At 44.0% G+C, this 25,783-nt stretch carries 19 protein-coding genes and 2 tRNA genes; 13 read left to right on the plus strand and 8 right to left on the minus strand.

All coding sequences use genetic code 11. The features are described 5' to 3' along the window. Nucleotides 1-133: 133 nt before the first annotated feature. From AY607_RS11750 to AY607_RS11765, 4 genes are all read left to right on the plus strand, one after another. Nucleotides 134-466 carry a DUF485 domain-containing protein gene (locus tag AY607_RS11750; RefSeq protein WP_064095036.1) on the plus strand — a complete coding sequence of 111 codons (333 nt, stop codon included), beginning with the start codon at nucleotides 134-136 and terminating at the stop codon, nucleotides 464-466. A gap of 1 nt (nucleotide 467) precedes the next feature. Further along, nucleotides 468-2,174, plus strand: coding sequence for a cation acetate symporter (locus AY607_RS11755; RefSeq protein ID WP_064095035.1), 1,707 nt, complete (start codon nucleotides 468-470; stop codon nucleotides 2,172-2,174). Between the two features lie 233 nt (nucleotides 2,175-2,407). After that, complete coding sequence (locus AY607_RS11760; RefSeq protein ID WP_064095034.1) at nucleotides 2,408-3,124, plus strand: ion channel; 717 nt, start codon at nucleotides 2,408-2,410, stop codon at nucleotides 3,122-3,124. A 171-nt stretch (nucleotides 3,125-3,295) separates the two neighbouring features. Beyond that, nucleotides 3,296-5,260, plus strand: coding sequence for a BCCT family transporter (locus tag AY607_RS11765; RefSeq protein WP_064095033.1), 1,965 nt, complete (start codon nucleotides 3,296-3,298; stop codon nucleotides 5,258-5,260). A 67-nt stretch (nucleotides 5,261-5,327) separates the two neighbouring features. Here AY607_RS11765 and omp33-36 (AY607_RS11770) read toward each other — a convergent pair whose 3' ends face one another. Both omp33-36 (AY607_RS11770) and omp33-36 (AY607_RS11775) read right to left on the minus strand, forming a co-directional pair. Next, on the minus strand, nucleotides 5,328-6,269 hold the full coding sequence (gene omp33-36, locus AY607_RS11770; protein WP_064102622.1) for a porin Omp33-36: 942 nt from the start codon (nucleotides 6,267-6,269) through the stop codon (nucleotides 5,328-5,330). A gap of 141 nt (nucleotides 6,270-6,410) precedes the next feature. Then, nucleotides 6,411-7,307, minus strand: a complete 897-nt coding sequence (omp33-36, locus tag AY607_RS11775; RefSeq protein WP_064102623.1) for a porin Omp33-36 — start codon at nucleotides 7,305-7,307, stop codon at nucleotides 6,411-6,413. A gap of 1,122 nt (nucleotides 7,308-8,429) precedes the next feature. On the opposite strand from omp33-36 (AY607_RS11775), the gene AY607_RS11780 reads away from it, so the two are divergent. After that, nucleotides 8,430-10,136 carry a sensor domain-containing diguanylate cyclase gene (locus AY607_RS11780; RefSeq protein ID WP_064102624.1) on the plus strand — a complete coding sequence of 569 codons (1,707 nt, stop codon included), beginning with the start codon at nucleotides 8,430-8,432 and terminating at the stop codon, nucleotides 10,134-10,136. A 128-nt stretch (nucleotides 10,137-10,264) separates the two neighbouring features. Beyond that, the gene (locus AY607_RS11785) at nucleotides 10,265-10,732 is read left to right on the plus strand and encodes an HIT family protein (protein WP_064095029.1); all 468 of its coding nucleotides are present in this window, start codon (nucleotides 10,265-10,267) and stop codon (nucleotides 10,730-10,732) included. 152 nt (nucleotides 10,733-10,884) lie between these two features. Here AY607_RS11785 and uvrA read toward each other — a convergent pair whose 3' ends face one another. Beyond that, nucleotides 10,885-13,716, minus strand: coding sequence for an excinuclease ABC subunit UvrA (gene uvrA / locus AY607_RS11790; protein ID WP_064102625.1), 2,832 nt, complete (start codon nucleotides 13,714-13,716; stop codon nucleotides 10,885-10,887). Between the two features lie 335 nt (nucleotides 13,717-14,051). Next, the gene (gene tenA, locus AY607_RS11795; protein WP_064102626.1) at nucleotides 14,052-14,720 is read right to left on the minus strand and encodes a thiaminase II; all 669 of its coding nucleotides are present in this window, start codon (nucleotides 14,718-14,720) and stop codon (nucleotides 14,052-14,054) included. A gap of 222 nt (nucleotides 14,721-14,942) precedes the next feature. Between tenA and AY607_RS11800 the strand changes: the two genes are divergently transcribed. The 6 genes from AY607_RS11800 (at nucleotide 14,943) to AY607_RS11825 (ending at nucleotide 21,816) form a co-directional block, all read left to right on the plus strand. Further along, nucleotides 14,943-16,031 (plus strand): DUF475 domain-containing protein, encoded by a 1,089-nt coding sequence (locus AY607_RS11800; protein ID WP_064095026.1) that lies wholly within the window; start codon nucleotides 14,943-14,945, stop codon nucleotides 16,029-16,031. A gap of 153 nt (nucleotides 16,032-16,184) precedes the next feature. After that, a complete protein-coding gene (locus AY607_RS11805; protein WP_064095025.1) occupies nucleotides 16,185-17,549 on the plus strand; it encodes an MFS transporter in 1,365 nt (454 codons plus the stop codon). Between the two features lie 51 nt (nucleotides 17,550-17,600). Further along, nucleotides 17,601-18,188 (plus strand): single-stranded DNA-binding protein, encoded by a 588-nt coding sequence (gene ssb, locus AY607_RS11810; protein WP_064095024.1) that lies wholly within the window; start codon nucleotides 17,601-17,603, stop codon nucleotides 18,186-18,188. A 316-nt stretch (nucleotides 18,189-18,504) separates the two neighbouring features. Further along, complete coding sequence (ahpC, locus tag AY607_RS11815) at nucleotides 18,505-19,068, plus strand: alkyl hydroperoxide reductase subunit C (RefSeq protein WP_064102627.1); 564 nt, start codon at nucleotides 18,505-18,507, stop codon at nucleotides 19,066-19,068. A gap of 588 nt (nucleotides 19,069-19,656) precedes the next feature. Next, on the plus strand, nucleotides 19,657-20,964 hold the full coding sequence (locus AY607_RS11820; protein WP_064102628.1) for an FAD-dependent oxidoreductase: 1,308 nt from the start codon (nucleotides 19,657-19,659) through the stop codon (nucleotides 20,962-20,964). Nucleotides 20,965-20,967: 3 nt separating this feature from the next. After that, nucleotides 20,968-21,816, plus strand: a complete 849-nt coding sequence (locus tag AY607_RS11825) for an SAM-dependent methyltransferase (protein ID WP_064102629.1) — start codon at nucleotides 20,968-20,970, stop codon at nucleotides 21,814-21,816. 76 nt (nucleotides 21,817-21,892) lie between these two features. On the opposite strand, the gene AY607_RS11830 is transcribed toward AY607_RS11825, so the two are convergent. The 3 genes from AY607_RS11830 to AY607_RS11840 all read right to left on the minus strand — a co-directional run bounded on the left by AY607_RS11830 (nucleotide 21,893) and on the right by AY607_RS11840 (nucleotide 22,949). Continuing rightward, nucleotides 21,893-21,968: transfer RNA gene (locus AY607_RS11830), tRNA-Thr, on the minus strand. Nucleotides 21,969-22,172: 204 nt separating this feature from the next. Beyond that, nucleotides 22,173-22,400, minus strand: coding sequence for a hypothetical protein (locus tag AY607_RS11835; protein ID WP_004647282.1), 228 nt, complete (start codon nucleotides 22,398-22,400; stop codon nucleotides 22,173-22,175). Nucleotides 22,401-22,858: 458 nt separating this feature from the next. Next, nucleotides 22,859-22,949 (minus strand) — tRNA-Ser (locus AY607_RS11840). A gap of 121 nt (nucleotides 22,950-23,070) precedes the next feature. Here AY607_RS11840 and AY607_RS11845 point away from each other — a divergent pair. Continuing rightward, entirely contained in the window at nucleotides 23,071-24,951 is a 1,881-nt protein-coding gene (locus tag AY607_RS11845) for a potassium transporter Kup (RefSeq protein ID WP_064095020.1), read from the plus strand. A gap of 77 nt (nucleotides 24,952-25,028) precedes the next feature. Here the strand turns inward: AY607_RS11845 and AY607_RS11850 are convergent, their stop codons facing one another. Next, nucleotides 25,029-25,559 carry a hypothetical protein gene (locus AY607_RS11850; RefSeq protein WP_064095019.1) on the minus strand — a complete coding sequence of 177 codons (531 nt, stop codon included), beginning with the start codon at nucleotides 25,557-25,559 and terminating at the stop codon, nucleotides 25,029-25,031. Nucleotides 25,560-25,783 lie beyond the last annotated feature (224 nt).

The following is a 25,783-nucleotide window of genomic DNA, read 5'->3' on the forward strand; positions in this document are numbered from 1 at the left end:
CGACAGTTTAAATTGATCATTTTTTAACGACCAAAGTCTAAATTACAAGCACCTACGATTCTTGTTAATTTGTAACAGTGATAATTCGAATTAAAAAATAGTCGGCCCAAGGTTGGGCTACAGGAGTGTAATTATGGATGAGGTACAAGTAGATCGAATTCTACAGAATCCAAAATTCAAGGAAATGGTCCACAAGAAAAGTATGCTTAGCTGGACGTTGACCGGAATCATGCTATTTGTCTATGTAGGTTTCATGTTGCTGGTGGGCTACAACAAAGAATTTCTACTGTCTTCAATTTCAGGCGGTGTCACCACGTGGGGGATTCCACTAGGGTTAGGCATCATTGTCCTGTCATTTATTTTGTGTGGTGTGTATTCGTACATTGCCAACAACAAACTTGATCAATTGACCGAAGAAGCGATACGTGAAGTCGAAGCGATTGCGCATGAAAAAGGACCACATTAAGATGAAATGGAATTCTCTTATTGCCTTGGTGACTACAACAGTCGCTTCAGGCATTGCATTGGCTGGTCCTGATCTGGGGGCAGCAGAACAGCAGGCAACCAACTGGTCTGCCATCATCATGTTTGTGATTTTCGTTGGGGCAACGCTGTTTATTACCAAATGGGCAGCAAAGCAAACCACCAATACCAAAGACTTTTATACGGCCGGTGGCGGTATTTCCGGTTTCCAGAATGGCCTGGCGATAGCCGGTGACTTTATGTCAGCTGCATCTTTTCTGGGTATTTCCGCGATGGTGTTCCTGTCCGGTTTTGATGGCCTGCTCTACTCACTTGGTTTCATGGTGGGCTGGCCGATCGTATTGTTCCTGATCGCAGAGCGTCTGCGTAATCTGGGTAAATACAACCTATCAGACGTGGTTTCTTTCCGGTTGCAGGAAAAACCGGTACGTACCTTGGCTGCTGTGAGTTCACTGGTTGTTGTTGCGTTCTACCTGATCGCACAGATGGTGGGTGCAGGTCAGCTGATCAAACTGCTGTTCGGTCTTAACTATAATATTGCAGTGGTCATTGTGGGCTTGTTAATGATGGCCTACGTAATGTTCGGCGGCATGTTGGCGACCACTTGGGTACAGATTATCAAGGCGGTGATGTTATTGTCTGGTGCAACCTTTATGGCATTTATGGTCATGAAAGGTGTAGGCTTCAGCTTTACCAACATGTTCGAACAGGCCATTGATGTCTATGCAAAAGTGCATGACTTGAGCCTGGCAGATGCGACCAAGATCATGGGGCCAGGTAGTCTGGCGTCTAACCCGATTGATGCGATCTCTTTGGGTCTGGCATTGATGTTTGGTACGGCAGGTCTTCCACATATCCTGATGCGTTTCTTCACGGTAAAAGATGCCAAAGAAGCACGTAAATCAGTAGTGGTAGCAACAGGCTTTATTGGTTACTTCTACCTGCTGACCTTCATCATTGGTTTCGGTGCGATTCTGTATGTCTCGAATAACCCACAGTTCCTTGATGTTGCGAAAATGGCAGTGACTGGCAAGCTGGAGCTGGTCGGTGGTAATAACATGGCGGCGGTTCACCTGTCTGACGCAGTCGGCGGTGACCTGTTCATGGGCTTTATTTCTGCAGTTGCATTTGCCACGATTCTTGCAGTGGTTGCAGGCTTGACTCTGTCAGGTGCCTCAGCTATTTCGCATGACTTGTATGCCAACGTCCTGAAGAAAGGCCAGACTACACCTGCCTCTGAACTACGTATGTCTAAGATTGCGACTTTAGGTCTTGCGATCTTCGCGATGATTCTCGGGATTCTGTTCGAGAAACAGAACGTAGCCTTCATGGTAGGTCTGGCGTTCTCGGTTGCAGCATGTGCCAACTTCCCGGTACTGGTATTGTCCATGTTCTGGAAAGGCCTGACGACACGTGGTGCCGTGATTGGCGGTGTGGCAGGTCTGGTGACTGCTGTAACCTTGATTGTACTGTCTAAAGCAGTATGGGTAGATACTTTGGGTATTTCCGATACACCAGTGAATCCGTTCAATGGCCCAGCAATCTTCGCGATGCCATTGTCATTCTTCTGCTGCTGGTTGTTCTCTGTGACGGATAGCTCGGCACAGGCTCAGGCAGAACGCAAAGCCTTTGATGCCCAGTTTGTACGTTCACAAACCGGTCTTGGTATCTCCGGCGCATCGGATCACTAAGATTGGCGTTACACAAAAAAAGTCCCGTGAGGGGCTTTTTTTATGGGGGCATGATTATATTTCTTGTTAAAAGAAGTCCCGTATTGGAATGGATGAGCCAGATTTCTATAGTGTGCTATTTCAGTAATTTTCATACAAATCGCATATCTGCAAGCTGTTTTGAACATGCTATGTTAACGCTGCTTATAACAACAATGCGTTCCCTGCATGACAATAGCAACTAGAAGGTCATTATGAAGCAAACTTTACAGCAGTTCTGGAACAGCTTTACACAGCTGCCTTCTGCATGGCTGTTATGTCTGCAATTGCTGATCCTGATCTTGTCCGTTTTAAGTTATGAAAGTGTGTCTTACCGGGCGGGAACCTGGGTGCTTGGTGTGCTGGTATTACTGGTGATTGCTCGGGTCATTCGCCAGACCCCGATGTTTACTATTCTTGGACTCAGCTTTGTCGCCGGCGCGATTTTATTTTCCTCCCTGATTGTACTGGGGCTGCGTTATACCTGGATCCATGTTACCGCCAACCTGTTTGAAGCCGGGGCTTATTTCAGTGCAGCCTATGGCCTGCTGCGTTATATGTTTCATGATCGCTATCTGACCAAAGATGAACTCTTTGCTGCTGGTGCAGTATTTACCTTGCTGGCCTGGGGCTTTGCCTTCCTTTACAGTATTTGCCAGCTTCTGGTGCCCTACAGTTTTTCGGATCCTGACCTGCACGCCTATCAGCCTTGGCTGGACCTGCTTTTTCTCAGTTTCAGTGTACAGTCTGCAACAGGACTGTCAGATATGATGCCGGTCAGTCCGGTCGCCCGGATGCTGGCCATTGTCCAGATGTTTGTCGGGGTGATGTATCTGGCGCTGATTGTGTCACGCTTAATTGCCTTGCAATATATCTCGCGCCTGCCGCATAAAAATAACGTCAAAGACAGAGAGCACCCATCTGAACACTAAACCTTATATTTTTTATTTTATTTGTTACAGGAACTTAACGGCTTTATTTTTTCTAACCTCCTAAAATAACAGCAGATCTTGCTCTCATAGACTGAATCTGTTCCCGTATTTTAACTTTCTTAATAATTATTTGACGCTGTTTGTCGATCCAATTTTAAAAATGGAGGATGTATGCCTTCTGCGAAACCATCCTGGTTTGCCAATATCAATCCAAATGTTTTTATCAGTACTGTAAGTATTATTGCGATATTTCTAGCGCTGGTCATATTTGCGCCCGATGCTTTTTCACTTCTCACCCAGCAACTGAACCAGTGGATTACTACGTCCTTTAGCTGGTTCTATGTCTTGTCTGTGGCGATATTTCTGATCCTGCTCATTTATATTGCCCTGTCAGACATGGGTAAAATCAAGCTGGGACCTGACCATAGTCAGCCTAAATATAAAAATACCTCCTGGTTTGCGATGTTATTCACCGCAGGGATGGGGATTGGCCTGATGTTCTTTGGCGTAGCTGAACCGGTGATGCACTATGTCACGCCGCCGGCCGGAACGCCTGAAACGGTGCTGGCTGCACAGCAATCTATGCGGGTTACTTTTTTCCACTGGGGTCTGCATGCCTGGGCAATTTATACGCTTGTTGGCCTGTCGCTGGCTTATTTCGCTTACCGGCATCAATTACCCTTAAAAATCCGTTCGGCCCTATATCCGCTGATTGGTCAAAAAATCTATGGTCCGCTTGGAGATGGGGTCGATACGTTTGCCACCATTGGTACGGTATTTGGTGTCGCCACAACACTGGGTTTCGGGGTTACTCAGATCAATTCAGGTTTGAATTACCTGTTTGGTATTGAACAGGCACCTAGCACTCAGGTGATCCTGATCATTGTGGTGAGTGCCATGGCAGCGACTTCTGTGTTTTTTGGATTAGATAAAGGAATTAAACGCTTATCTGAACTAAATTTAGTGCTTGCACTACTGTTGCTGATCTTTGTCTTTGTGGCAGGTCCAAGTATTTACCTGTTGCAGACCACTATTCAGAATGCCGGACAGTATGTTTCAAATCTGTTCAGTATGACTTTTAACCTGTATGCCTATCAGCCAAGTGGCTGGATTGGGGGCTGGACCATCATGTACTGGGCCTGGTGGATTTCTTGGTCGCCATTTGTCGGCATGTTTATCGCCCGGGTTTCAGAAGGACGAAGTATTCGTGAGTTTATCGTTGGCGTACTGCTGATTCCCACTGGATTTACCCTGATCTGGATGGGTTTTATGGGCAATGCCGCACTGTACAGCATTATGCATGAAGCCAATACCAGCTTGCTAGAAGCAGTTCAGCGTGATTCTTCAGTTGCCCTGTTTGAGTTTCTCAGTCATCTGCCTTTCAGTTCAGTGACCAGTATCATTGCGACGGTGCTGGTGATGCTATTCTTTGTGACTTCTGCCGATTCAGGAGCATTGGTGACTGATTATCTGACAGCAAAAAGTGAAAATTCACCGACCTGGCAGCGTCTGTTCTGGACCGTACTCATGGCTTTACTGGCGATCATCCTTTTACTGGCAGGCGGCTTAGAGGCACTGCAATCGGCCACGATCATGAGTGCCTTGCCATTTACCTTCATTATGCTGCTGATGTGCTGGGGTTTAATCAAAGCTTTGCATCTGGATGTCACCAAAATGCATGCACTGCAAGCAGCACGGATCACCCCGCGTGCCATCCAGAATCCGCGTAGCTGGCAACAGCGCTTAGGTCTAATCATGCATTATGCGCATAGCCAGGGTGAAGTACGTGATTATATTGAGACCACGGTCAGCAAAGCATTTAGCAGTTTTCAGGCTGAACTGAAACGGCGGCAGATACAGGTAAAAATTGCTCAACTGGAGGACGGTCTTGAGTTGCGGGTCGATCATCAGGATGAAATGAACTTTATCTATCAGGTCATTGCTACGCAGACTGTAGTACCAAGTTTTATGCCGGATGCTGACTCTCCCCAGTCTTATCAGGCAGAAGTCTTTTTAAGAGAAGGCGGGCAGGGCTATGATGTGATGGAATGGACACAAGAAGATCTGCTTCAGGACATCATTGATCAGTATGAACGTCATCTGCATTTTTTAAGTCTGGTGCGCACACCTGAGTAAACAGCTTCATAAAACAATAAAAAGGACGCATATTGCGTCCTTTTTTACTTCAGTATCTAATCAGAAATTAGAAACGGAATTTCGCATTAAGCGCACCTAGGTGTGCATCATTCGCACCGTATTCACCATCAGCATAAACGTAGCTTGCGCCAAGTGATACTGCTGGAGTCACAAAGTAACTTGCATTCACGCCAACTGCAGAGGTCGGCACGGTAGAGCTCTTGTAGCTGCCATCTGTATAAGAAACACCTAGACCCAGTTTAGGCGTTACATAAAGATCTGTTTTCAGTTGATACATCGTATCTTCGCCAGAAACTAAACCAGCTTCAAAACCGATAGCCATGTCAGTACCATCGATTGGACCTACATATTTAGTTCGTGCGGTGACTGCATCTTTCTTTTCACGGATCGCGCGCGATTCCATAGTTGCACTCATCAGACCATTATTTAAAATGTTGAAAGTATCTAAGGATTCTGTAGCAGCAATATTGGTATAACCTACCGCCATCAGGAAGTTTGGTAAAACCATGGCACCCAGCTCTAGTGCATAACGATCGCCAGAATCATCATTTTGAATTAAAGCAGTGAAATCATTTTTAGCGTCAGTTTTAGAGTGGTTATAAGATGCGCTTGCATATACTGGCACAACACTTGTAGGAATATAGGCTTCACCCTTAATGCCATAAGTGTGTTGTTCTGCATCAAACTCTTCATTTATCGTAACTGGATTACCATTCACATTAACTGTGCGGTTAATATCGGCAGTCAGCTGGCCAAAATTGTAGCCAGCAGAAATGCTGCTTGCTTGATTCAGGAAAGCAGCTTCAGCTAATGGCCCTTTAGAAGCGTCGACATCTTTAAAATAATAAGTCCCTTGTACCCCAACGTTATAGTTACCATCGTTAAGTTCGGCATCGTAATAGCCTACAGTACCTTGTACTTCAGCTTGGTAGGCTTGGGCACCTGTCACAGCAAGTAATAATGCTGATGCTAAATAAACCTTTTTCATACGCATTCCAATTAAGTTAATGAAAAAACATTTGAATTTTCATGAATAAAAGTCAAAAGGTCAACCTTTAATCAGTAGTAAATTGCTAACAAAAAAGGACGCATATCGCGTCCTTTTTTATTTTCAGCATCTAATCAGAAATTAGAAACGGAATTTCGCATTTACACCGATCGTCTGTGTATCACGAACTTGAGCAGTTTTTGCAAGATTCGCTTCATAGTTAGCATTTACATAAGATGCGCCAACTGCAACAGCAGGGGTGATGAAGTAGTTAACGTTCGCGCCCCATGCTTTGTCTGGAGAACCCGTAAAGCTAGATTCCATATAAGAAGCACCTACGCTTAACTGCGGGTTAAGGAAAAGAGTTGTACCTAAGTTGTAGGCAGTGTCTTCGCCATAAACCAGACCGCTTTCAAAACCAACTGACATGTTGGTTCCGTCAATCGCGCCTACGTATTTAGTACGGGCAGTGATTGCATCTTGGTCTCCATTGATTGTTTGAGACTCTAAGCCTGCTTTAATAACACCGTTATTAAACATGTTGAACGCGTCATAAGACGTTTGGTCTGCGACGCTGGTATAACCAACAGCAACCAAGAAATTAGGAATCGGTAATACACCTACTTCTAATGCATAACGGTCGCCATTGTCATCCGCTTGACCACCTTTACCATCAGTAATGGTATGGCTATAAGATGCACTTGCATAAGCAGGAACAACTTGAGTCGGGATGTAAGCTTCACCTTTCACACCAAAAGTATGAGAAGTCTGGTCTTTGGCATCAGCGTCTACATCGTATTCGCCATATGTATAAGCAGCAGAAACGTTTGATGCCTGATTAAGGAAAGCAGCTTCAGCTAAAGGACCTTTAGTCGCATCAACATTTTTAAAGTAGTAAGTACCTTGAACAGCACCAGTGAAATCTTTGTCATTTACAGTATTGTCGATGAACTCTGACTGACCTTGAACTTCGAATTGATATGCTTGAGCACCGGTCATGGCTAATAATAAAGCAGTGGCTAAACCGAGTTTTTTCATGATATTTACCGTTTTGTTACAAGATGTGTACAGCTTGGAACATATTGTATTGTAACAATTTATTAAGTCAATCTGGTCTGCGATAGCTATTTTTTTAAGCTAAATAATTGTATTATTTTTGTGTAAATTTCATGTTTTTGATGAATCTCCTCTTTGTAGAAAAAATTCTTTTATAACAAAAGGTAAACTTTAAAATTAAAATCAAGTTCTAAAATTAAGGAGAAATTATGTTGATATTTTTATTTCTTAATTCAATTAAATTTAAAATTTAGATTGGTAAAATCAATTAATGGGAGGTGGAATTTTCCATAAATATGTCAACAAACTTAAGCTATTCAGCTCATCAAATCTTTGATTGGGTTGATTATTTTTTAGCCTAAATAGGTCGGATGGCATGGTGGATGCCTATTTTTTAAGCCAAATAAGAATGTTTTATAATCTTGAGCGAAGCAATCGGCTTTACTTTTTTAAGAGAATTTTACATAATATAAAAATCAAGTTAGAGTTCACACTTTCAGGGTGATTTAGCCTGATTCTCCACAATTTTTTGTTTTATCGGCCCAGCTTTCCCCAAGGTTGGGCTTTTTTTTGCCCCGAATTTTTAATTTTAACGATCCTCGATTCCTGAGTTAAAACACTCAAGACAAAAGCAGATATATTAAGAATTGGATGGCACTAAAATGGTGCAATTTGAAAAGTAAAAATAGAATGAAAAAACTTAATAGTTAAAAAAAACCCCAATTTTCATAGAAAACTGGGGTTTTTTCGCCAAAATTTGCGGGTAAACTAAAATATCTGCTGAGGAATAATTTAACTCGCCCTAATGCGGTGCATTATGCACCTCTTTGTTGCATGTGTAAATAGTGCAGAAAGCAAGTTTTTATATTTTTTTAACTATAAATATCTTCTTATTTTGATATGCGTTTATGTTGGGCTATAGATATAAAACTCTGCTGTATCGTCTGAAAGGAGCAATAGTACAGATTTTAAGAAGTTTAGATTAAAAAAATTATGAAAAACATAAGCTAACTAAGACTAAAGACTTTAAGAAAATCTGTTTTTATTTGTATAATAAACATTCTATTTGGATTTGTTTGTAATATTGGGGCGTAATACAACAGCATGAATACATTACGCTCTGAGTGGATCAGTAAACGTTTATACGGGTCGATGTCGATTATTATTTTGTGCTTACTCTGCATCTGTATTCCCTTGATCGTCAGTAGCAGTCAAAGCTATTTAAAATCCAGACAAACTTATCAACAACTTAATGCCTTGCAACAGGTCGCTGATCTGGCAAATAAAATTTCGCGTGAGCGCGCACCTGCCAATAAAGCCATGTCCAGTTCGGTGCAAGAATTTGCCAAGCATCAGCAAGAGTTAATCCGCTATCGGCAGCAGGTAGACCAGCAATTGTCCCTGACGACTGAAGTATTGGCAAAAGTCGGTTTTAACGATCTGAATCAGCAACTTTCACAGCTTGAAATCAGTCTGAAAAAAGGACGTGCACAGGTTGATGCTTATACCCGGATGCCACGTCAGCAACGTAATGCACAGGAAATGGATCAGGCAATTCTGGCGATGTTCGCTGCCTGGGAAAGTTGCCGCGAACTTTTGCGGGGTGTGGCAATGACTTCAGATAGCTCATCAACTCATCTAAAGAACTATATTAGCCAGATTCTATTTTTATCTGATTTGCGCGATCAGGCGGGGCGGGTTGCCTCGTCTGTCATGGCGCATGTGACATTTGACACCCCGCTCCCGACAGAAAATATTACCCGCTCTTTACAGACCCAGCATCAGGTGCGTTATCTGTGGTCATTAATTGATACCCTTCAACCTGCTCAAGATAAGACCGAGGAATTCATCCGTTTGCATCGGCGGGTAGAAACCGAGTTTATTCAGCAAGGTTTACCGATCGTCAGCGAGCTGATCGATGATAGTCTGGAGCAACGTGATTACCATTTAAGCGGAACCCAGCTGACTGAAGCGATCGTAGACAAATTTGCGACCGTGGTGGATCTGCAAAATTACCTGCTGCAATACAGTAGAGATGCAGCGATCCGGGAAATGAACAGCAATATGCAGCGTTTGACCTGGAGCATATTGTTGTCGTTGATTTCATTGCTGACCGCTATTTCTACCATGGTCTTTGCACGCAAACAGGTTTTTCTGCCGCTGATTCAGGCGCGTCGCCTGCTGTTGAATTTATCTAAAAATTCGGGTCGTCAAAAAATTGATATGCCGCTGCGTGACACGAGCCATTCGGATTCTCTATTTGCAGCCATTCAGAAATTGCAGCAGATGTTGCAGGAACGCGATGCCCTGGAATTTCGTTTAAAGAATATTGCCCACTCCGATTCTTTGACCGGATTATCCAACCGTTTTGCCCTGGAAGAATATATCCGCTTTCTGGAAAATCAGCCGGGTCAATTGAGCCAAACCTGTCTGATGATTATTGATATTGATCATTTTAAACAGGTAAATGATCAATATGGACATATTATTGGTGATCAGGTCATTCAGCTGGTGGCCGAGCGTTTAAAAGCCAATGTCCGTGCTACAGATTTGCTAGTGCGTTATGGGGGTGATGAGTTTCTGGTACTGATTGAAAATATCCAGATGCAGCAGGCACTGATTGTGGCTGATAAAATCCGTGCTGAAGTGGCTGAGCGTCATATTGTGACTGCAACAGGAGATGAGATTAAGGTTTCGGTCAGTATTGGCGTAGCGATTGGTGCTGGCTCTTGGATAGCTTTATTGTCAAATGCAGATGATGCTTTGTTTGCGGCAAAGGCCAAAGGACGCAATGCGGTGGCTGAGGTTTAAATACACTGAATAGAATATTTAAAATTAATGTTTTGAAAGCAATCATCCTTAGATTTGGTAATGATAAAAATAGAATAAGTATCGTCCATTTAAATGATTGAAAATTATAAAATTCAGAAAGGTTTAAAATGAGTGAAAATTGTATCTTCTGTCAGATTGTGAAAGGTGAATTACCTTGTCATCTGATCGATGAAAATGAGGATTTTTTGGCTTTCCTCAGTATTTATCCAAATACCCTGGGCGTAACAGTTGTTATTCCAAAACAGCATTATTCTAGTTATGCATTTGAACTGAGCAATCAGGTTCTGGCAAATCTGGTTCTCTACACCAAACAGGTGGCATTAAGGCTGGATCATTATTTTGAAGATGTGGGTCGAACCGGCATGGTATTTGAAGGTTTTGGTGTTGATCATGTGCATGCCAAGTTATTTCCGATGCATCAGACTCAAGGCCTGCATAAGAATTGGCAACCTGTGAATTCGTCAATCGATAAATATTTCGATGCCTATGAAGGATATATTTCATCGCATGATGCGCAAAGAGCAGATGATCAAGAACTGGCGCAATTGGCTAAAGCAATTCGTTCAATAGTCTAGTGAAAGATAAAAAACGGTGAACGAATCACCGTTTTAGCATACTTATTACCTGAATAAAAAATCTCCCTAGCCCTAAGTCCTATATGACGTCAGATAAAGAAGAAAAATCCCTCCTTTTTCAAAGGAGGGTTGGGGAGGATTTAAAAAATAAATCACTTCAACAACGGCTTCAAGAATTTACCTGTATGTGAAGCTTTGACTTTCACTACTTCTTCAGGCGTTCCTTCCGCGACAATCATACCGCCACCCGAACCGCCTTCAGGTCCCAAATCCACCACCCAGTCGGCGGTTTTAATTACGTCCAGATTATGCTCAATCACCACGATGGTATTACCCTTGTCACGGAGCTGATGCAGGATATCCAGCAGTTTGGCAATATCATGAAAATGCAGACCTGTGGTCGGTTCATCCAAAATATACAGGGTTTTACCAGTATCACGTTTGGCCAGCTCGCGTGCCAGTTTGACCCGCTGTGCTTCACCACCGGAAAGGGTGGTAGCAGACTGACCCAGACGGATATAACCTAAGCCCACCTGATTCAGCGTTTCCAGACGACGGTGAATCACTGGAATGGCATCGAAGAAATGCATGGCATCTTCAACGGTCATTTCCAGTACATCGGAAATGTTCTTGCCCTTATAGTTCACTTCCAGCGTTTCACGGTTATAGCGTTTGCCATGACAAGCATCACATGGCACATACATATCCGGCAGGAAGTGCATCGCCACCTTGATCATGCCGTCACCTTCACAGGCTTCACAGCGACCACCTTTCACGTTAAACGAGAAACGACCGGCAGCATAACCGCGTGCCTTGGCTTCTTGCGTCTGTGAAAACAGTTCACGAATCGGGGTAAATAGACCGGTATAGGTTGCCGGATTGGAACGCGGGGTACGTCCAATCGGACTCTGGTCAATATCCACAACTTTGTCGAGGAACTGCAAACCATCAATCGATTCAAACTTTTCCGAAGTTAAAGTGGTGGCACCATTGAGCTGGGTCGCCGCCAAAGGTAACAAGGTACGGTTGATCAGGGTAGATTTACCTGAACCAGACACCCCGGTAACACAGGTCATAATACCTAAAGGAATGGTCAGATCGACTTTTTTCAGGTTATGCCCGGATGCTCCCATCAGCTTGATTTGTTCCTCAGGCTTAGGCGGTTGAATCCGTTTTTTCGGGACTTCAATTTTTAACTTGCCAGATAAATATTTTCCGGTCAGCGAGTCAGGATTAGCCAGAATTTCATCATACGTTCCTTCGGCAATTACATGCCCGCCATGCACACCGGCACCCGGACCGATATCAATAATATGATCGGCGGCACGAATCGCATCTTCATCATGCTCGACTACCAAGACGGTATTGCCCAGATCACGCAGACGGATCAGGGTCTGTAACAGACGGTCGTTATCACGCTGATGCAAACCAATTGATGGCTCATCCAGCACATACATGACGCCCATCAAACCGGCACCGATCTGTGAGGCCAGACGGATACGCTGTGCTTCACCACCAGATAACGTTTCGGCAGAACGCGACAGGCTGAGATAGTTCAGGCCGACCGAAACCAGAAAGTGCAGACGTTCACGGATTTCCTTGAAAATCTTGTCGGCAATTTCACCCCGTGCACCTTCCAGATGAATGCCTTGATAATAGCTTTCAGCATCGCCAATCGACATGCGGGTAATGTCGGCAATGGTCTTGTCCAGAATTTTCACATTGCGTGAAATTTCATTCAGGCGTGAACCATCACAGGCATCGCAGGCGGCATTGGACAGATACTGTGCCAGATCATCACGCACATAATTACTTTCGGTTTCACGATAACGGCGTTCCAGATGCGGCAAAATTCCTTCAAAGGGAATGACCCGATTATGGCGACGGCCACGTTCATCGATATAACTCAAATCAATTTTTTCTTTGCCGGTGCCGTACAGAAATTTTTTCTTGGTATCGGCATCCAGTTCATTCCACGGCGTTTCTAGAGAAAAACCGAAATGCTCGGCGACTTTCTGGATCATGCTGTAATAATATGGACGCTGACGGTCCCAACCACGAATGGCTCCCTGACTGACGCTAATCTCAGGGTTGGGAATCAGTTTGTCGGCACTGAAATGGCTGCGGGTCCCCAGACCGTCACAGACCGGACAGGCACCAAAGGGATTGTTGAATGAAAACAGGCGTGGTTCCAGTTCAGCCACAGCACGGTCACATTGCGGGCAGGAATGCTTGGCTGAAAACACGCGATCGTTATGTTCGCCTTTCATCCAAGATAAAATCGCGATATCGCCACCGAGACGTAGCGCGGTTTCAAAACTTTCGGCAATACGGTTACCCAGATCATCACGTACTTTAAAGCGGTCGACCACCACTTCAATGGTATGTTTTTTCTTTTTATCCAGCTCAGGTGGTGGATCAATTTCCATGATCTCGCCATCCACACGGGCGCGGACAAAACCCTGACTTTGTAGCTGTTCAAACAGCGCTGTATATTCGCCCTTACGTTCGCGCACGACCGGTGCTAACAATAACAGAGCAGTGCCTTCTTCCAGTGCTTTGACTGCATCGACCATTTCAGTGACTGTTTGTGCCACCATTGGCAGGTCATGTTCCGGACAATAAGGCGTTCCGACCCGTGCATAGAGTAGACGTAAATAGTCATAAATTTCGGTAATAGTGCCTACAGTCGAACGCGGGTTATGGCTAGTAGACTTCTGTTCAATAGCAATAGCTGGGCTTAAGCCTTCGATCGAATCGACTTCCGGTTTTTCCATCTGGGAGAGGAACTGGCGGGCATAGGCTGAAAGCGATTCGACATAACGGCGCTGACCTTCGGCATATAAGGTATCGAAGGCCAATGAGGACTTACCTGAACCAGACAGTCCCGTAATCACCACAAACTTGTCGCGTGGTATATCAAGGTTCACATTTTTCAGGTTATGGGTACGTGCGCCTCGAATACGGATGTGGCTTTGGCTCATGCAAGAATCCTAGAATATTCATCAAAAACTCTTATATGATACCGGATGAAAAATGTTCAAGTGCAAATAAAAGTATTTTAAACGTCAAGTTATGTCGGTGATTGGTCAAAAGATCAGTATAAAAGCAACTATTTAGAAACGGATGATGTATTTTTCCATTGAAATTCTGGCCAACCTTTTTATCAAGACGTCTAAATATGGATTCGACTTCTGCAAAAGGTTGAGTGCATGGAAGTGCAGAGTATCAATCAAGATGAATATTAAAACTATTTTGCATTATTTAAAATTTTTTAGAAAAAAAGCCCTGTATTGAACAGGGCTAAATTCAGCTTAAATTAATCCAGACCAGGCCACTGGCGTTGTTCATAAGCACTGTCCCAGAATAGCCATTCCAGGCGCGTTGCATGGGTATAAGCTGTATGCATTTTTTCTAGTGTATCGGCATCGACACGCGCTGCCACCCGATCCACGGTTGCAATCACATTACGCACGGCGGTATGGAAATCTTCCCCGGCATAGGTATCAATCCAGGCCTGATAAGGATTATTTGCTGCAGCATTGTCGACAATATCCTTGCCGACTTCTGCATAAATCCAGAAACACGGCAGCAACGAAGCCAATACCACCGGATAACTTTCGGCCCAAGCCGTCGCCTGCAAATAAGAAGTATAATGATGGCATGCCAGCGTCAACGGTGTCTGCTCAAATTGCGCCTTGCTAATACCAAAATCCTGCATAAAGCCATCATGCAGGCTGCGTTCTACCACAATTGCAATTTTAGCTGCTTCACTAAACTGGATAACGTCATCTGCCTCAAAAGCTTTGGCTGCACAGACTACCAGCGCACGACCATAGGCCAGCAGATAATGCGCATCCTGAATCACATAATGGCTAAAGGCGTCACGGCTTAAGGTGCCCTGTGCCAGCTGCTGGTTAAAAGGCAATGCTAATGTCTTCTGATAAAGTTCGAGATTACGTTGCCATACATCTTGAGAGAAACTCATACTAAAATCCTGAGCAGTTGAAGTCTAAGCATGCAGCACTATAGCAAAGAACGCCCTGTTTAAAAGATCAACAACCTGGAAAAGCAGAAAATACTCAAATATGGCTCAGGAAGTGCTTTGGTTTAGATGACAAAAGTTTCATAATTGAGACAACTTCTGGTTTTAGTATTTCCCTGTAATTAAAGAAATACATTCAATGAAATTTATCTAAGGTCGATATGTATGTTGAAACATTTTGGTTTCTCAATTGCATTTTCGATTGTGTGTCTTGGTTTGTCTGCTTATTGGGGTTATACCCACGGTCCGGAAGCGGGCCTGCAAACCATGTTCACAGCACTGACCATCACCGCTATTCTGGCGATTATGGAAGTGTCGTTATCTTTTGATAACGCGGTTGTCAATGCATCTGTCCTTCGCGGCTGGGATCATTTCTGGAAAATGCTCTTCCTGACGGTCGGAATTTTAATTGCCGTTTTCGGGATGCGTCTAATCTTCCCGGTGGCCATCGTCGCGGTAACCGCAGACATGGGCTTTATGGAAGTAGTCCAGCTGGCCCTGAATGATCCAAAAGAATATTCGGCGCGTTTAATGGCACATCATCCTGAGATTGCAGCCTTTGGTGGTGCCTTCCTGTTGATGGTGTTCCTGAACTTCTTCCTGGACGAAGAAAAAGACACGCACTGGTTCAGAAGTGTAGAACGCCGTCTATCCAATATAGCCAGTGTTCCTGCAATGTCGGTCTTTATCGCCCTGGTGGCGCTGCTGATTATGGCGGCCAATGTGGTAGAGGCCAAGCGTCTGGTCGTGACGATGGCGGGGATCTGGGGTATTGTGATCTACATCGGGGTACAGGTCCTGAGCCATCTATTGGGTGGTGAGCCGGAAGTCGATGAAAATGGCAATGCAGTTCGTCATGACGAAAATGGCGTGCCTACTGGCGTGGTAAAAGCCGGTATCGGTGGCTTTCTCTACCTCGAAGTTCTGGATGCTTCCTTCAGTTTTGATGGCGTGATTGGCGCCTTTGCGATTACCTCGGATGTGGTGATTATCATGCTGGGTCTGGCGATTGGTGCGATCTTCGTGCGTTCCATGACCATTTATCTGGTCGAAAAAGGTACACTGGATGCTTATATCTATCTGGAACATGGCGCACATTATGCGATTGGTGCCTTGGCCTTTATCATGATCGCCAGCGGGACTGGCGTGCATGTGCCAGAAGTCGTGACCGGTCTGATCGGTGTGGCCTTTATTGTCTGGGCTGTGATTGCCTCGATCCAGTATAAAAAACGTCAGGCAGCTTTAGACAAATAAAATGTTGCTCTTGACTGAAAAGCGTGGCTCCGGCCGCGCTTTTTTATTTTTAGATCGGCATCATCTTTATTTCAACTAAAATTCTTGTCTTATTAATGAGCTGAATGTCCTATAATCTGGGCTCCAGATTAATTAACCCAATCGCCATAATTTATGATGAATGCTTTAGAACGTCGTTCAACCTTTGCCCTGAGCAGTATTTTTGCACTGCGCATGCTGGGGTTGTTTATGATTATCCCGGTATTTTCGGTGGCAGGGCAGGCATATCAATATGCGACACCTGCACTGATCGGTTTGGCGGTCGGGGTCTATGGTCTGACCCAGGCACTGTTACAGATTCCATTCAGCCTGATTGCGGACCGTTATAGCCGTAAGCCGCTGGTGGTTTTAGGGCTGCTTTTATTTGCATTAGGTGGGGCAATTGCCGCCATGTCGGACACCATTTATGGTGTCATTATCGGCCGTGCGATTGCTGGAGGCGGGGCAGTATCTGCTGTGGTGATGGCATTGCTGGCAGATGTGACCCGTGAAGAAAACCGTATGAAAGCCATGGCAATCATGGGGATGAGTATCGGTCTGTCTTTTGTGGTGGCCTTTAGTCTGGGGCCTTGGCTCACAGGTCTGGTCGGTATCTCGGGATTATTCTGGGTGACCACGGTGATGGGCCTGGCGGCGATTGCCATGCTGTTGATGGTGCCGAAAGTCACGCGCCATCATCAAAACTTTCAGCAGGGCTATCTGGCACAGCTGAAACAGGTACTCAAAATCGGTGATCTGAACCGGCTGCATGTATCGGTCTTTACCCTGCATTTATTGCTTACCGCCATGTTTATCTATGTGCCTTCGCAGCTGATCGAATTTGCAGATTTGCCACTAGCCAGTCATGGCTGGGTGTATTTACCGCTATTGGTGCTCAGTCTGTTTTTTGCTTTTCCAAGTATTATCCTGGCAGAAAAATACCATAAAATGCGCGCGATTTTTCTGGTCGCCATTACTGGCATTATTCTGGGTTTAATGGTGATGGCATTTGGTTTTGAATCCAAATATGTCTTGCTGACCGGTCTGGGCCTGTTCTTCATCGCCTTTAATGTGATGGAAGCCCTGTTACCATCCTGGTTATCGAAAGCGGCACCGATCCAGTCCAAAGCGACGGCAATGGGCGTGAATGCCAGCAGCCAGTTTTTAGGGGCGTTCTTTGGCGGTATGATTGGCGGACAATTGCTGCTGCTCAATAATACCTCAATGGGCTGGAGTATCCTGACAGGGATCGCGATAATCTGGCTGCTGATGAGTTTTGGTCTGGCTCAGCCGCGTTATCTGTCCTCATTGGTACTGCGATTGCCGGAAAGCAGACAAACTGACGAATGGACTTCTCAGCTTTTGGCGATTCGTGGTATTGAAGAGGTCGTGGTGATGTCTGAACAGCAAGTTGCCTATGTAAAAGTCGATAAACAGCAAATAGATGATGCTTCGCGACAACAATTAACGCACTTGTTAGGTAAAGAGGTAGCCATTTAATCATAACTCTTATAAAGTAAAATACAGAAATATATAGGAAGTAGACGGCAGATGCGTGGTGTAAATAAAGTTATTTTAGTGGGTACTTTGGGTAAAGATCCGGAAACCAAAACTTTTGCAAATGGTGGTTCTCTCACTCAATTTTCGATTGCAACCAGCGATTCGTGGACAGATAAAAGTACGGGTGAGCGCAAAGAACAAACGGAATGGCACCGTATCGTGCTGCATAACCGTTTAGGTGAAATTGCACAGCAATATCTTCGCAAAGGCTCAAAAGTGTATATTGAAGGTTCATTACGTACCCGTCAGTGGACTGACCAGAATGGTCAGGAACGCTATACGACGGAAATCCGTGGTGAACAAATGCAGATGCTAGACTCTAGCCGCCCTCAAAACGATCAGGGTGAGAGCAGCTTTAATCAGCCACGTTTTAATAATAATCAGGCCAACAACAACCAGGGTGGTTATGGCAATAACCCGCAATCCGGTTATGGTTCAGCGCCACAGCAAGGTGGCTTTAACAACAATAATCAAGGCGGTGGCTATGGCAACAATAATCCGAGTGGTTTTGCGCCGAAATCTGCACCTGCTCCAACAGCAGCGCCTGCAGCAGATCTAGATGATGACCTACCATTTTGATGTCTAACTCAAAAAGGTAAATCGTCATTAAAACCCACCTGAATATGGTGGGTTTTTTATATCTTAAAGATTTGTATTAAGTTTGAATAAAGCCCTGATTTATTAAAATATTAAGAAGTCTTAAAGCATGACGTTGCTTTTGATCAGAACAACTCTGCATCGAGAAAATAAATGAGATAAGCAATACCGATAGAAATTTATGATCTAAAAAAGCGATCATTTTTATAAAAACTTACGGTTTTACCTATTTGAAGATTTTTCGTATTCTAGCTTCACAACATAAGCAATCCCAGAAATAAGCGAGAGGAAATATCTCATGAGTTTAATCAATACTGAAATCAAACCGTTCAATGCAACTGCTTATCACAATGGTCAGTTCATCGAAGTTTCTGAGCAGGACCTGAAAGGTAAATGGTCAGTGGTGTTTTTCTATCCTGCAGATTTTACCTTTGTTTGTCCAACAGAACTTGCAGATTTAGCTGATCAATATGCCGAATTCCAGAAAATGGGCGTAGAAATTTATTCTGTTTCTACCGATACCCATTTTACTCATAAAGCTTGGCACGATACCTCAGAGGAAATCCAAAAGATTCAATATCCAATGATCGGGGATCCGACGTGGACATTGTCTAAAAACTTTGAAGTATTGATTGAGGCTGAAGGTCTGGCAGATCGTGGTACTTTCGTGATTGATCCAAAAGGTAAAATCCAGATTGTTGAAATCAACGCGGGTGGTATCGGCCGTGATGCACAAGAACTTCTGCGTAAAGTGAAAGCAGCACAATATGTCTATGAACACCCAGGTGAAGTTTGTCCGGCAAAATGGAAAGAAGGTGAAGCAACACTTGCACCATCCATCGACCTGGTGGGTAAAATCTAATTCATACCTGCTTTTTTGCAGCAAAAGATCCAGCACAAGTTGCTGGATTTTTTAATTCTTAATTCAGCTATTTGCGCCTCATTTGAAGATAAATCAAGAAAGGTAGAGTTTTATTATCCGCCTTTCAAGTTACTTATTCCGGTTAATCAGGTGAGTCCAGTACCACGCTACGTGATTTATAAAGTATGAAAACAAAGAAGCCCCTGCTTTCGCAGAGGCTTTTATTTAAAAGGCGCTGTAGTTTCTTGTCGTTTTAAATAATTTTCGCATAAACCCATCCGAGTCTAAGCAGATAAGTTTAAGCTTTTATTATGCTGCGAATCATAGGTATTCTAAAAGTATTTGTCAACCAAAGGTTATAAAAATGGTTAACTAAATTATTTGTTTTTAAAGTGTATTTTTAGTCAATTAGGCAAAAATATGAGTAAAATCCTAGATTTGATGTAACTGGACTGATACTAAGAAATAGATAAAAAAACAGCAGCACGTCAATCCAAAAGCTTTTACGAAAAACATATATTCTGGAAGATTTTAATAACCTGTTTGACTGGCGCATGGTACATAATTTCTGTAGTTTTTCAATGACGGATGATCAGTTTGGATATTGCAGTAATAGGTAGTGGCATGGCCGGACTGGCTACAGCCAGAATGCTCCAAGATGCAGGGCATCACATCACGATTTTCGAAGCACTTCCTGGTCGCGGCATGGACAGTCATAGCCTTGAATTTGAAGGGGGGCTGATTGATGCACCTTTACGTGTGATGAACCCCTATCTGTGGAAAAACACCCTGAGCTTGGCCACACATCTAGGCATTAAAACTTATCCGGTGCGGACTTATATGGCCTGCAGCTGGTTATTTGAAGATAAAACTGAAACTTGGCTGACCACATCGCGCAGCCGTATTGGCAATATCCCGATTATCAACAACCGTAAAGGCTTGCAGCAGTATGGCTGGCGTTTGGTCAAAGGCCTGTTGCAGTTAAAAGTTGCATTGACTAAATTCTTTAAATCAAAAAATCAGGACATCAGCCTGGCAGAATTTATCAACCGCAACGAGATTGAAGAAGTATTCTGGCATGGTGCGGTGATGCCGGTGCTATATACCATCTGTACTTGTAATCCGAAAACTATTGGTGAATGGCCAGCTAAACCCTTGTTGATTTTCCTGCGTCAATTAACCGATGGTGATGCGTTACTGCGTCTGCAAGGCGGTACACCGGCGCTGGTCGACAAGCTGATTGAAGGCATTCAGATTGAAGACGGTTCAGCGATCACATTGGTACAAGAGCAAGGCGATCAGGTCAGAGTGGAAAATGCAGCCGGTTATTCAAAACTGTTTGACCGGGTGATTGTCGCGACCCCGACCACCAAAATTGAGGAGTTCCTAGATGCAGAACAGTTTGCCAGTGAAATTGAGTTATTGAAGAAATTCAAATTCGAACAGGGCGAACTGGTGATTCATACCGATGCCAGCGTGATGCCGCCAAAACGTAAAGACTGGGCCGTACTCAGTTATATGATGGACCGTAAATTTACCCGTCAGCAATTTACCGTGTGGCTCAACTCGATTGAGCCTTCTCTGGTTGGCAAATCGGCCGTATTTCAGACCTGGCGTCCAGTGACTGACATTGATCCGAAGAAAGTGATCAAATCGGTAATGCTGACGCGTGCAGTTGTTGATGCCAATACGGTGGCACTGAATAAAGAATTGCAGCAACGTCATCTAGAAGCCAATCGTAAGGTCTTCTTCTGTGGCTCATGGTCATGTGATGGTTTACCGATTCTGGAATCGGCGGTGACCTCAGCGATGAAAATTGCGGAAATTTTTGGTGCACCTTTACCATTTCAGGGTTTAAAACCTGTGGTCGAGGTTGCCCCGCAACTGGGTTATTAATCCATGCAATGGCTTCAGGCACTGCGTCAGCGTCTTCCCCAGCACAAATATGCAATTGATGCCGCTGTGTTGGGTGATCATGCACAATTGCCCTGGAGCAATTTAGGGTATTGGCAAGCAGGTCAGCAGGATTATGCGGCTGCCTGTCGAATGCTCGCCGATCACCTTGCACAATCTGTAAATTTAAATTCAAAAGATAAACTGCTGGATTTAGGCTGTGGTCAGGGTGCCAGTTTGCTGTACTGGCAACAACACTATCAGGTGCAATATCTGGCCGGGGTTGAGCTGCAAGCTGCCTGTGTAGCCAATATTCAGCAATATTTACCAGAACTGAATGCCATTTATCAGGCGTCATTTTTGCGTTTAAAAGAATTGCCATTTTCCCAGCGTTTTGATGTGGTGTTATGCCTGGATGCAGCCTATCACAGTCCTGTGCCTGTATTCTTAGAGCAGGTCCGCAGTGTTTTAAATTCAAATGCGCGGATTGGTTTTCATCATCTGGTTTTGTCCGAGCGCTGGAAAACTTTAAATGCATTACAACGACGTAAGTATCAGTTCTTATTGAAATCTGCCGATGTGAATTTAAAAGATTTAATGACAGTAGGTGCGTTATATGCCTGTCTGGATCGTTTTGAATTTAAAAATATTGAGATTCAGGATCTGTCCGAACCGGTATTTTCCGGCTTTGCTGATTATGTGCAACAGACTTTGAATTCAAAGCCATCAGATGCTCAGGCTCAAGGCTCCAAACTGGATCAGTTTAAAATTCAGATGACAGCGAAACTGTGCCAGAAATTATATCAGGAAGGGATCGTGAGATATGTGCAAGTGACGGCACAATCGAAGCACTAGAAAGTGCAAGAAGGCTCAGTTCAAAATACCAAAACCCAGAAACATCAAAGCCTCACTAAAAAGCGAGGCTAAGATATGGTGCCGGCACACGGATTCGAACTGTGGACCTACTGATTACAAGTCAGTTGCTCTACCAACTGAGCTATGCCGGCATGGTGGAGTGCATTTTACAGATTTTTGATAGCCACGCAAGCCAAAAAATAACCGTTTAATCAGTTTCGGCAGAATTTGCTTATTTCAATCTAATGATTGAAAAGTTCTATGTTTGGGCATGTGTAAGGAAATTGCCCATATATCAAAATATGGGCGAGGGTGAAATTATAAGATTTGCTATGGATATGAGTTCGTTAAAAGGGTTATCTGTTTTTCAGGATGCGATCTAATTCTTGTGCACATTCCTCTAAAGTAAAGGCCATATCAAACTGCATTTGAGGTTTGAGTTCTTGAGCGAGGCTTCTCCACTGTTCGATGAGTCTTAAGGCTTTTTGAATTTTATGTTTATTGATGTCCTTGGCAATGGTTGGGGTATAACCGCCACGTTTTGCATTTTTAATCTGTTTTGCATAGTTTGCGCTGTTATTCATGTTCGCTCTCCGAATAGCAGTGTATCTATTTTTAACTTCAAATTTGAATGGCTTGGTTCACTTATTGATTTCTTTCTATCCTGTGGTTTTTATTCTCCTTTTAGATGATTTACCAGCAACATAACATAGCTTTAATGACAATGAAATTAAGCTATTTCTGTGCCAGTTATTTGCCTGAATACATAAATAACAGGCTGAAATAGATAAGGTATAGAAACTGTACGGTTCATTATATTTTGTAGCGGAGGGGGATGAAGATTCCAAGACCATCATTTCATTTTAAATGCTGATTCACTGTAGGCTTTTAGGAGAAAAAATATTTTTTATTTCAATAAGTTGGCTAGGATGAGTTATAGCTATATGTGATGCAAGAGCAGATAAGTTTTTGATTAATACAAGAATAATAGAAAAATTGAATACAAAAAAACCGAATCATGGGATTCGGTTTTTTAAAATTTTGGCGGTGAGAGAGGGATTCGAACCCTCGAAACGCTATAAACGTTTACACACTTTCCAGGCGTGCTCCTTCAGCCACTCGGACACCTCACCATAGGCCGAGGATAATAGCGAAAAAAACCAGCTATGCCAAGCTGAAACAATTGATTTGAAGAAAAACTTTTAACGTAGTGCTATGATTCGCAAAAATGCTTGTTAAAAACGAAGACAATTTATGCAAAGCACTGCACAAAAGGCAGCTCTTCCGGTCATTACACTGGCTGCGCTTGGAGTAGTTTTTGGAGATATTGGGACCAGTCCGCTGTATGCACTGCGCCAATGCTTCCTCACTGCACATCTCGCCATTAGCGAAGCTTCAGTACTCGGCATCCTGTCCCTGATTTTCTGGTGCATGATGCTGACCATCAGTTTTAAATACGTCACCATCATCATGCGTGCTGACAACAATGGTGAAGGCGGGATCATGTCACTCCTGGCATTGAACCTGCGTACCACACGAATTTCCGATCAAAAGAAAATTTTCCTGATCGCCTTGGGCTTTATCGGGGCATCACTATTTTTTGGTGACGGAATTATTACTCCGGCAATCTCCGTGCTCTCAGCCATCGAAGGCCTGAGTATTGCGACGCCCATTTTCAATCAATGGCTGGTGCCGTTATCGATCGGAATTCTGGCTGGACTGTTTATAATTCAGCGACATGGTACGGCGACGATGGGCAAGTTCTTCGGACCTTTAACCCTGCTCTGGTTTCTGTCCATTGGTGGCTTTGGTTTATGGAGCATTATCCAGACCCCATTTGTACTCTGGATGGTAAACCCTTACTGGGCTTATCACTTTGTGGTTGATCAGCCTTATGTGGCTTTTCTGACCATGGGGGCGGTGATCCTGACCATGACCGGCGGTGAAGCAATTTATGCCGATATGGGGCATTTTGGCCGTCTGCCGATTCGTCTAGCCTGGTTCATTATTGTCTTGCCGTGTCTATTGCTGAATTATGCCGGGCAAGGAGCATTGTTGCTGCGTAATCCTGAAGCACTAGAGAACCCTTTTTATATGCTGTTACCTGAGTGGGCCTTGTTCCCGATGATTGGACTGGCAACAGCAGCAGCGGTGATTGCTTCACAGGCAGTTATTACCGGGGTGTTTTCTATGGTCAATCAGGCCATTCAGTTGCGTTATTTGCCGCGCTTGTCGGTCAAACATACTTCGGCAGTGGAGCGCGGTCAGATTTATCTGCCTTTCATTAACTGGATGCTGTTTATCTCGGTCCTGATCCTGATTTTACTGTTTGAAAATAGTGCCAGTCTGGCCAGTGCCTATGGTGTTGCAGTGACCATGACCATGCTCTGCGGCACAATTCTGATCTCAATTCTGGCGTATGGCTTCTGGCGTTGGCCGGTATGGAAAGTGGCTTTATTTGCTGTGCCATTTTTGGCACTGGATTTGATCTTTGTTGCTTCAACTTCCTTAAAAATCGCTTCGGGAGGTTGGGTACCAATTCTGATCGGTGCAGTACTGTTTACAATTCTCATGACCTGGAAAGACGGGCGTGCTTTGGTGCTGACACGGCTTGAGCAGGATGCTTTGCCGATAGACTTATTTATTAAAAGTATCTCAATGGGGGACGGTACCAAGTTTGTACCAGGGGATGCTGTTTTCCTGACGGGCACACCCAATATTGTGCCGCATGCCATGCTGCATAACATTAAGCATAACAAAGTCTTACATGAAAGAAATATCATGCTCACGGTAATTACCCGCGACATTCCTTTTGTCGACAGACAAGATCGGATTGAGGTAGAAAAACTGAGTGAACACTTTTACCGGGTATTTATCTATTACGGTTTTAAGGATCAGCCCAATATTCCGGATGCGTTACAACAGGCCTATGAGCAATGGAATTTTGAATATGACCTAATGCAGATCAGTTTCTTTATTTCACGTGAACGGATTATGCATACTGTGGGTGAGGGCATGGCACCGTGGCGGGAAAAGCTGTTTATTTCCATGCAGCGTAATACTAGTCCGGTCAGTGATTTTTATCAGATTCCAACCAACCGTGTAGTCGAGCTGGGCACCCAGATCCAGATCTAAGTAAGATGAGAAATCAAAAAAACCAGAGCCATACTCTGGTTTTTTTATACAGAAAACAATAAACCGGCGAGTTTGGTTTATTGCTCAAGCTCTACCGCAGCTGGCATTTCAGGTGCCGCATTCAAAGGTTCTTCCATCTGTACTGGCTCTGCATCCGATTGCACCGCAACTTCAGCCTGTTCATTGCTTACCTCTGCTTCAATCACAGCGGCTTGCTGTTCTTCCTGTGCTGGTTGTGGTTGAGGCGCAGCCATAGACATGTTTGCCTCTACACCTGCCTCATTCATGCCAGGTTCTACCATAGCTGGTTGAGGAACAGTACCTGAATTTGGTGCCTGAGTCATTGCTGGATCATTAGACATTGGGGCGGGTGTATTTGGCATTGCGGGCTGTGGTGCCACTGTACGCGGGTCAACTAGGCGGATCTGGCCCGAATTTACCAAACTTTCTAAAGAGCCTTCCTGGCCATTCACTTTTGTACTGATTTTAGCTTTAGAGAGGCTTTCAAGTGTTTCACCCGGTTGAATGGTGGGTTCGGCAAATGCCCCTACGCTCATCACACTTGTAAATAATCCTAAACTTAATATTTTAGAGAATTTGGAATTCATAATTAACACCATTACTAATAATTGTACGAATTGGATAGGCGCTTAGCTTTACATACTCAGTCTATGAGGCCAAACAAAGCTACGTAAACACCGTGAAAATTCATTTAAAAAGAAATAAAAACCAGACAGTTTGTTACAACGAATGCGGTTTATACACAGTTATTGTTTATTTAGTAAACGAATAGTGGAGCCAAGATATACTTCGCTTATACAGCTTGTTAAGC

The sequence above is a fragment of the Acinetobacter sp. SFA genome (assembly GCF_001647535.1).
Lineage (GTDB): Bacteria > Pseudomonadota > Gammaproteobacteria > Pseudomonadales > Moraxellaceae > Acinetobacter > Acinetobacter pecorum.

Coding starts and splice junctions, on each gene's coding strand:
- AY607_RS11750 (WP_064095036.1), top strand. CDS start 134: ATGGATGAGGTACAAGTAGATCGAATTCTACAGAATCCAAAATTCAAG.
- AY607_RS11755 (WP_064095035.1), top strand. CDS start 468: ATGAAATGGAATTCTCTTATTGCCTTGGTGACTACAACAGTCGCTTCA.
- AY607_RS11760 (WP_064095034.1), top strand. CDS start 2,408: ATGAAGCAAACTTTACAGCAGTTCTGGAACAGCTTTACACAGCTGCCT.
- AY607_RS11765 (WP_064095033.1), top strand. CDS start 3,296: ATGCCTTCTGCGAAACCATCCTGGTTTGCCAATATCAATCCAAATGTT.
- omp33-36 (WP_064102622.1), bottom strand. CDS start 6,269: ATGAAAAAGGTTTATTTAGCATCAGCATTATTACTTGCTGTGACAGGT.
- omp33-36 (WP_064102623.1), bottom strand. CDS start 7,307: ATGAAAAAACTCGGTTTAGCCACTGCTTTATTATTAGCCATGACCGGT.
- AY607_RS11780 (WP_064102624.1), top strand. CDS start 8,430: ATGAATACATTACGCTCTGAGTGGATCAGTAAACGTTTATACGGGTCG.
- AY607_RS11785 (WP_064095029.1), top strand. CDS start 10,265: ATGAGTGAAAATTGTATCTTCTGTCAGATTGTGAAAGGTGAATTACCT.
- uvrA (WP_064102625.1), bottom strand. CDS start 13,716: ATGAGCCAAAGCCACATCCGTATTCGAGGCGCACGTACCCATAACCTG.
- tenA (WP_064102626.1), bottom strand. CDS start 14,720: ATGAGTTTCTCTCAAGATGTATGGCAACGTAATCTCGAACTTTATCAG.
- AY607_RS11800 (WP_064095026.1), top strand. CDS start 14,943: ATGTTGAAACATTTTGGTTTCTCAATTGCATTTTCGATTGTGTGTCTT.
- AY607_RS11805 (WP_064095025.1), top strand. CDS start 16,185: ATGATGAATGCTTTAGAACGTCGTTCAACCTTTGCCCTGAGCAGTATT.
- ssb (WP_064095024.1), top strand. CDS start 17,601: ATGCGTGGTGTAAATAAAGTTATTTTAGTGGGTACTTTGGGTAAAGAT.
- ahpC (WP_064102627.1), top strand. CDS start 18,505: ATGAGTTTAATCAATACTGAAATCAAACCGTTCAATGCAACTGCTTAT.
- AY607_RS11820 (WP_064102628.1), top strand. CDS start 19,657: ATGATCAGTTTGGATATTGCAGTAATAGGTAGTGGCATGGCCGGACTG.
- AY607_RS11825 (WP_064102629.1), top strand. CDS start 20,968: ATGCAATGGCTTCAGGCACTGCGTCAGCGTCTTCCCCAGCACAAATAT.
- AY607_RS11835 (WP_004647282.1), bottom strand. CDS start 22,400: ATGAATAACAGCGCAAACTATGCAAAACAGATTAAAAATGCAAAACGT.
- AY607_RS11845 (WP_064095020.1), top strand. CDS start 23,071: ATGCAAAGCACTGCACAAAAGGCAGCTCTTCCGGTCATTACACTGGCT.
- AY607_RS11850 (WP_064095019.1), bottom strand. CDS start 25,559: ATGAATTCCAAATTCTCTAAAATATTAAGTTTAGGATTATTTACAAGT.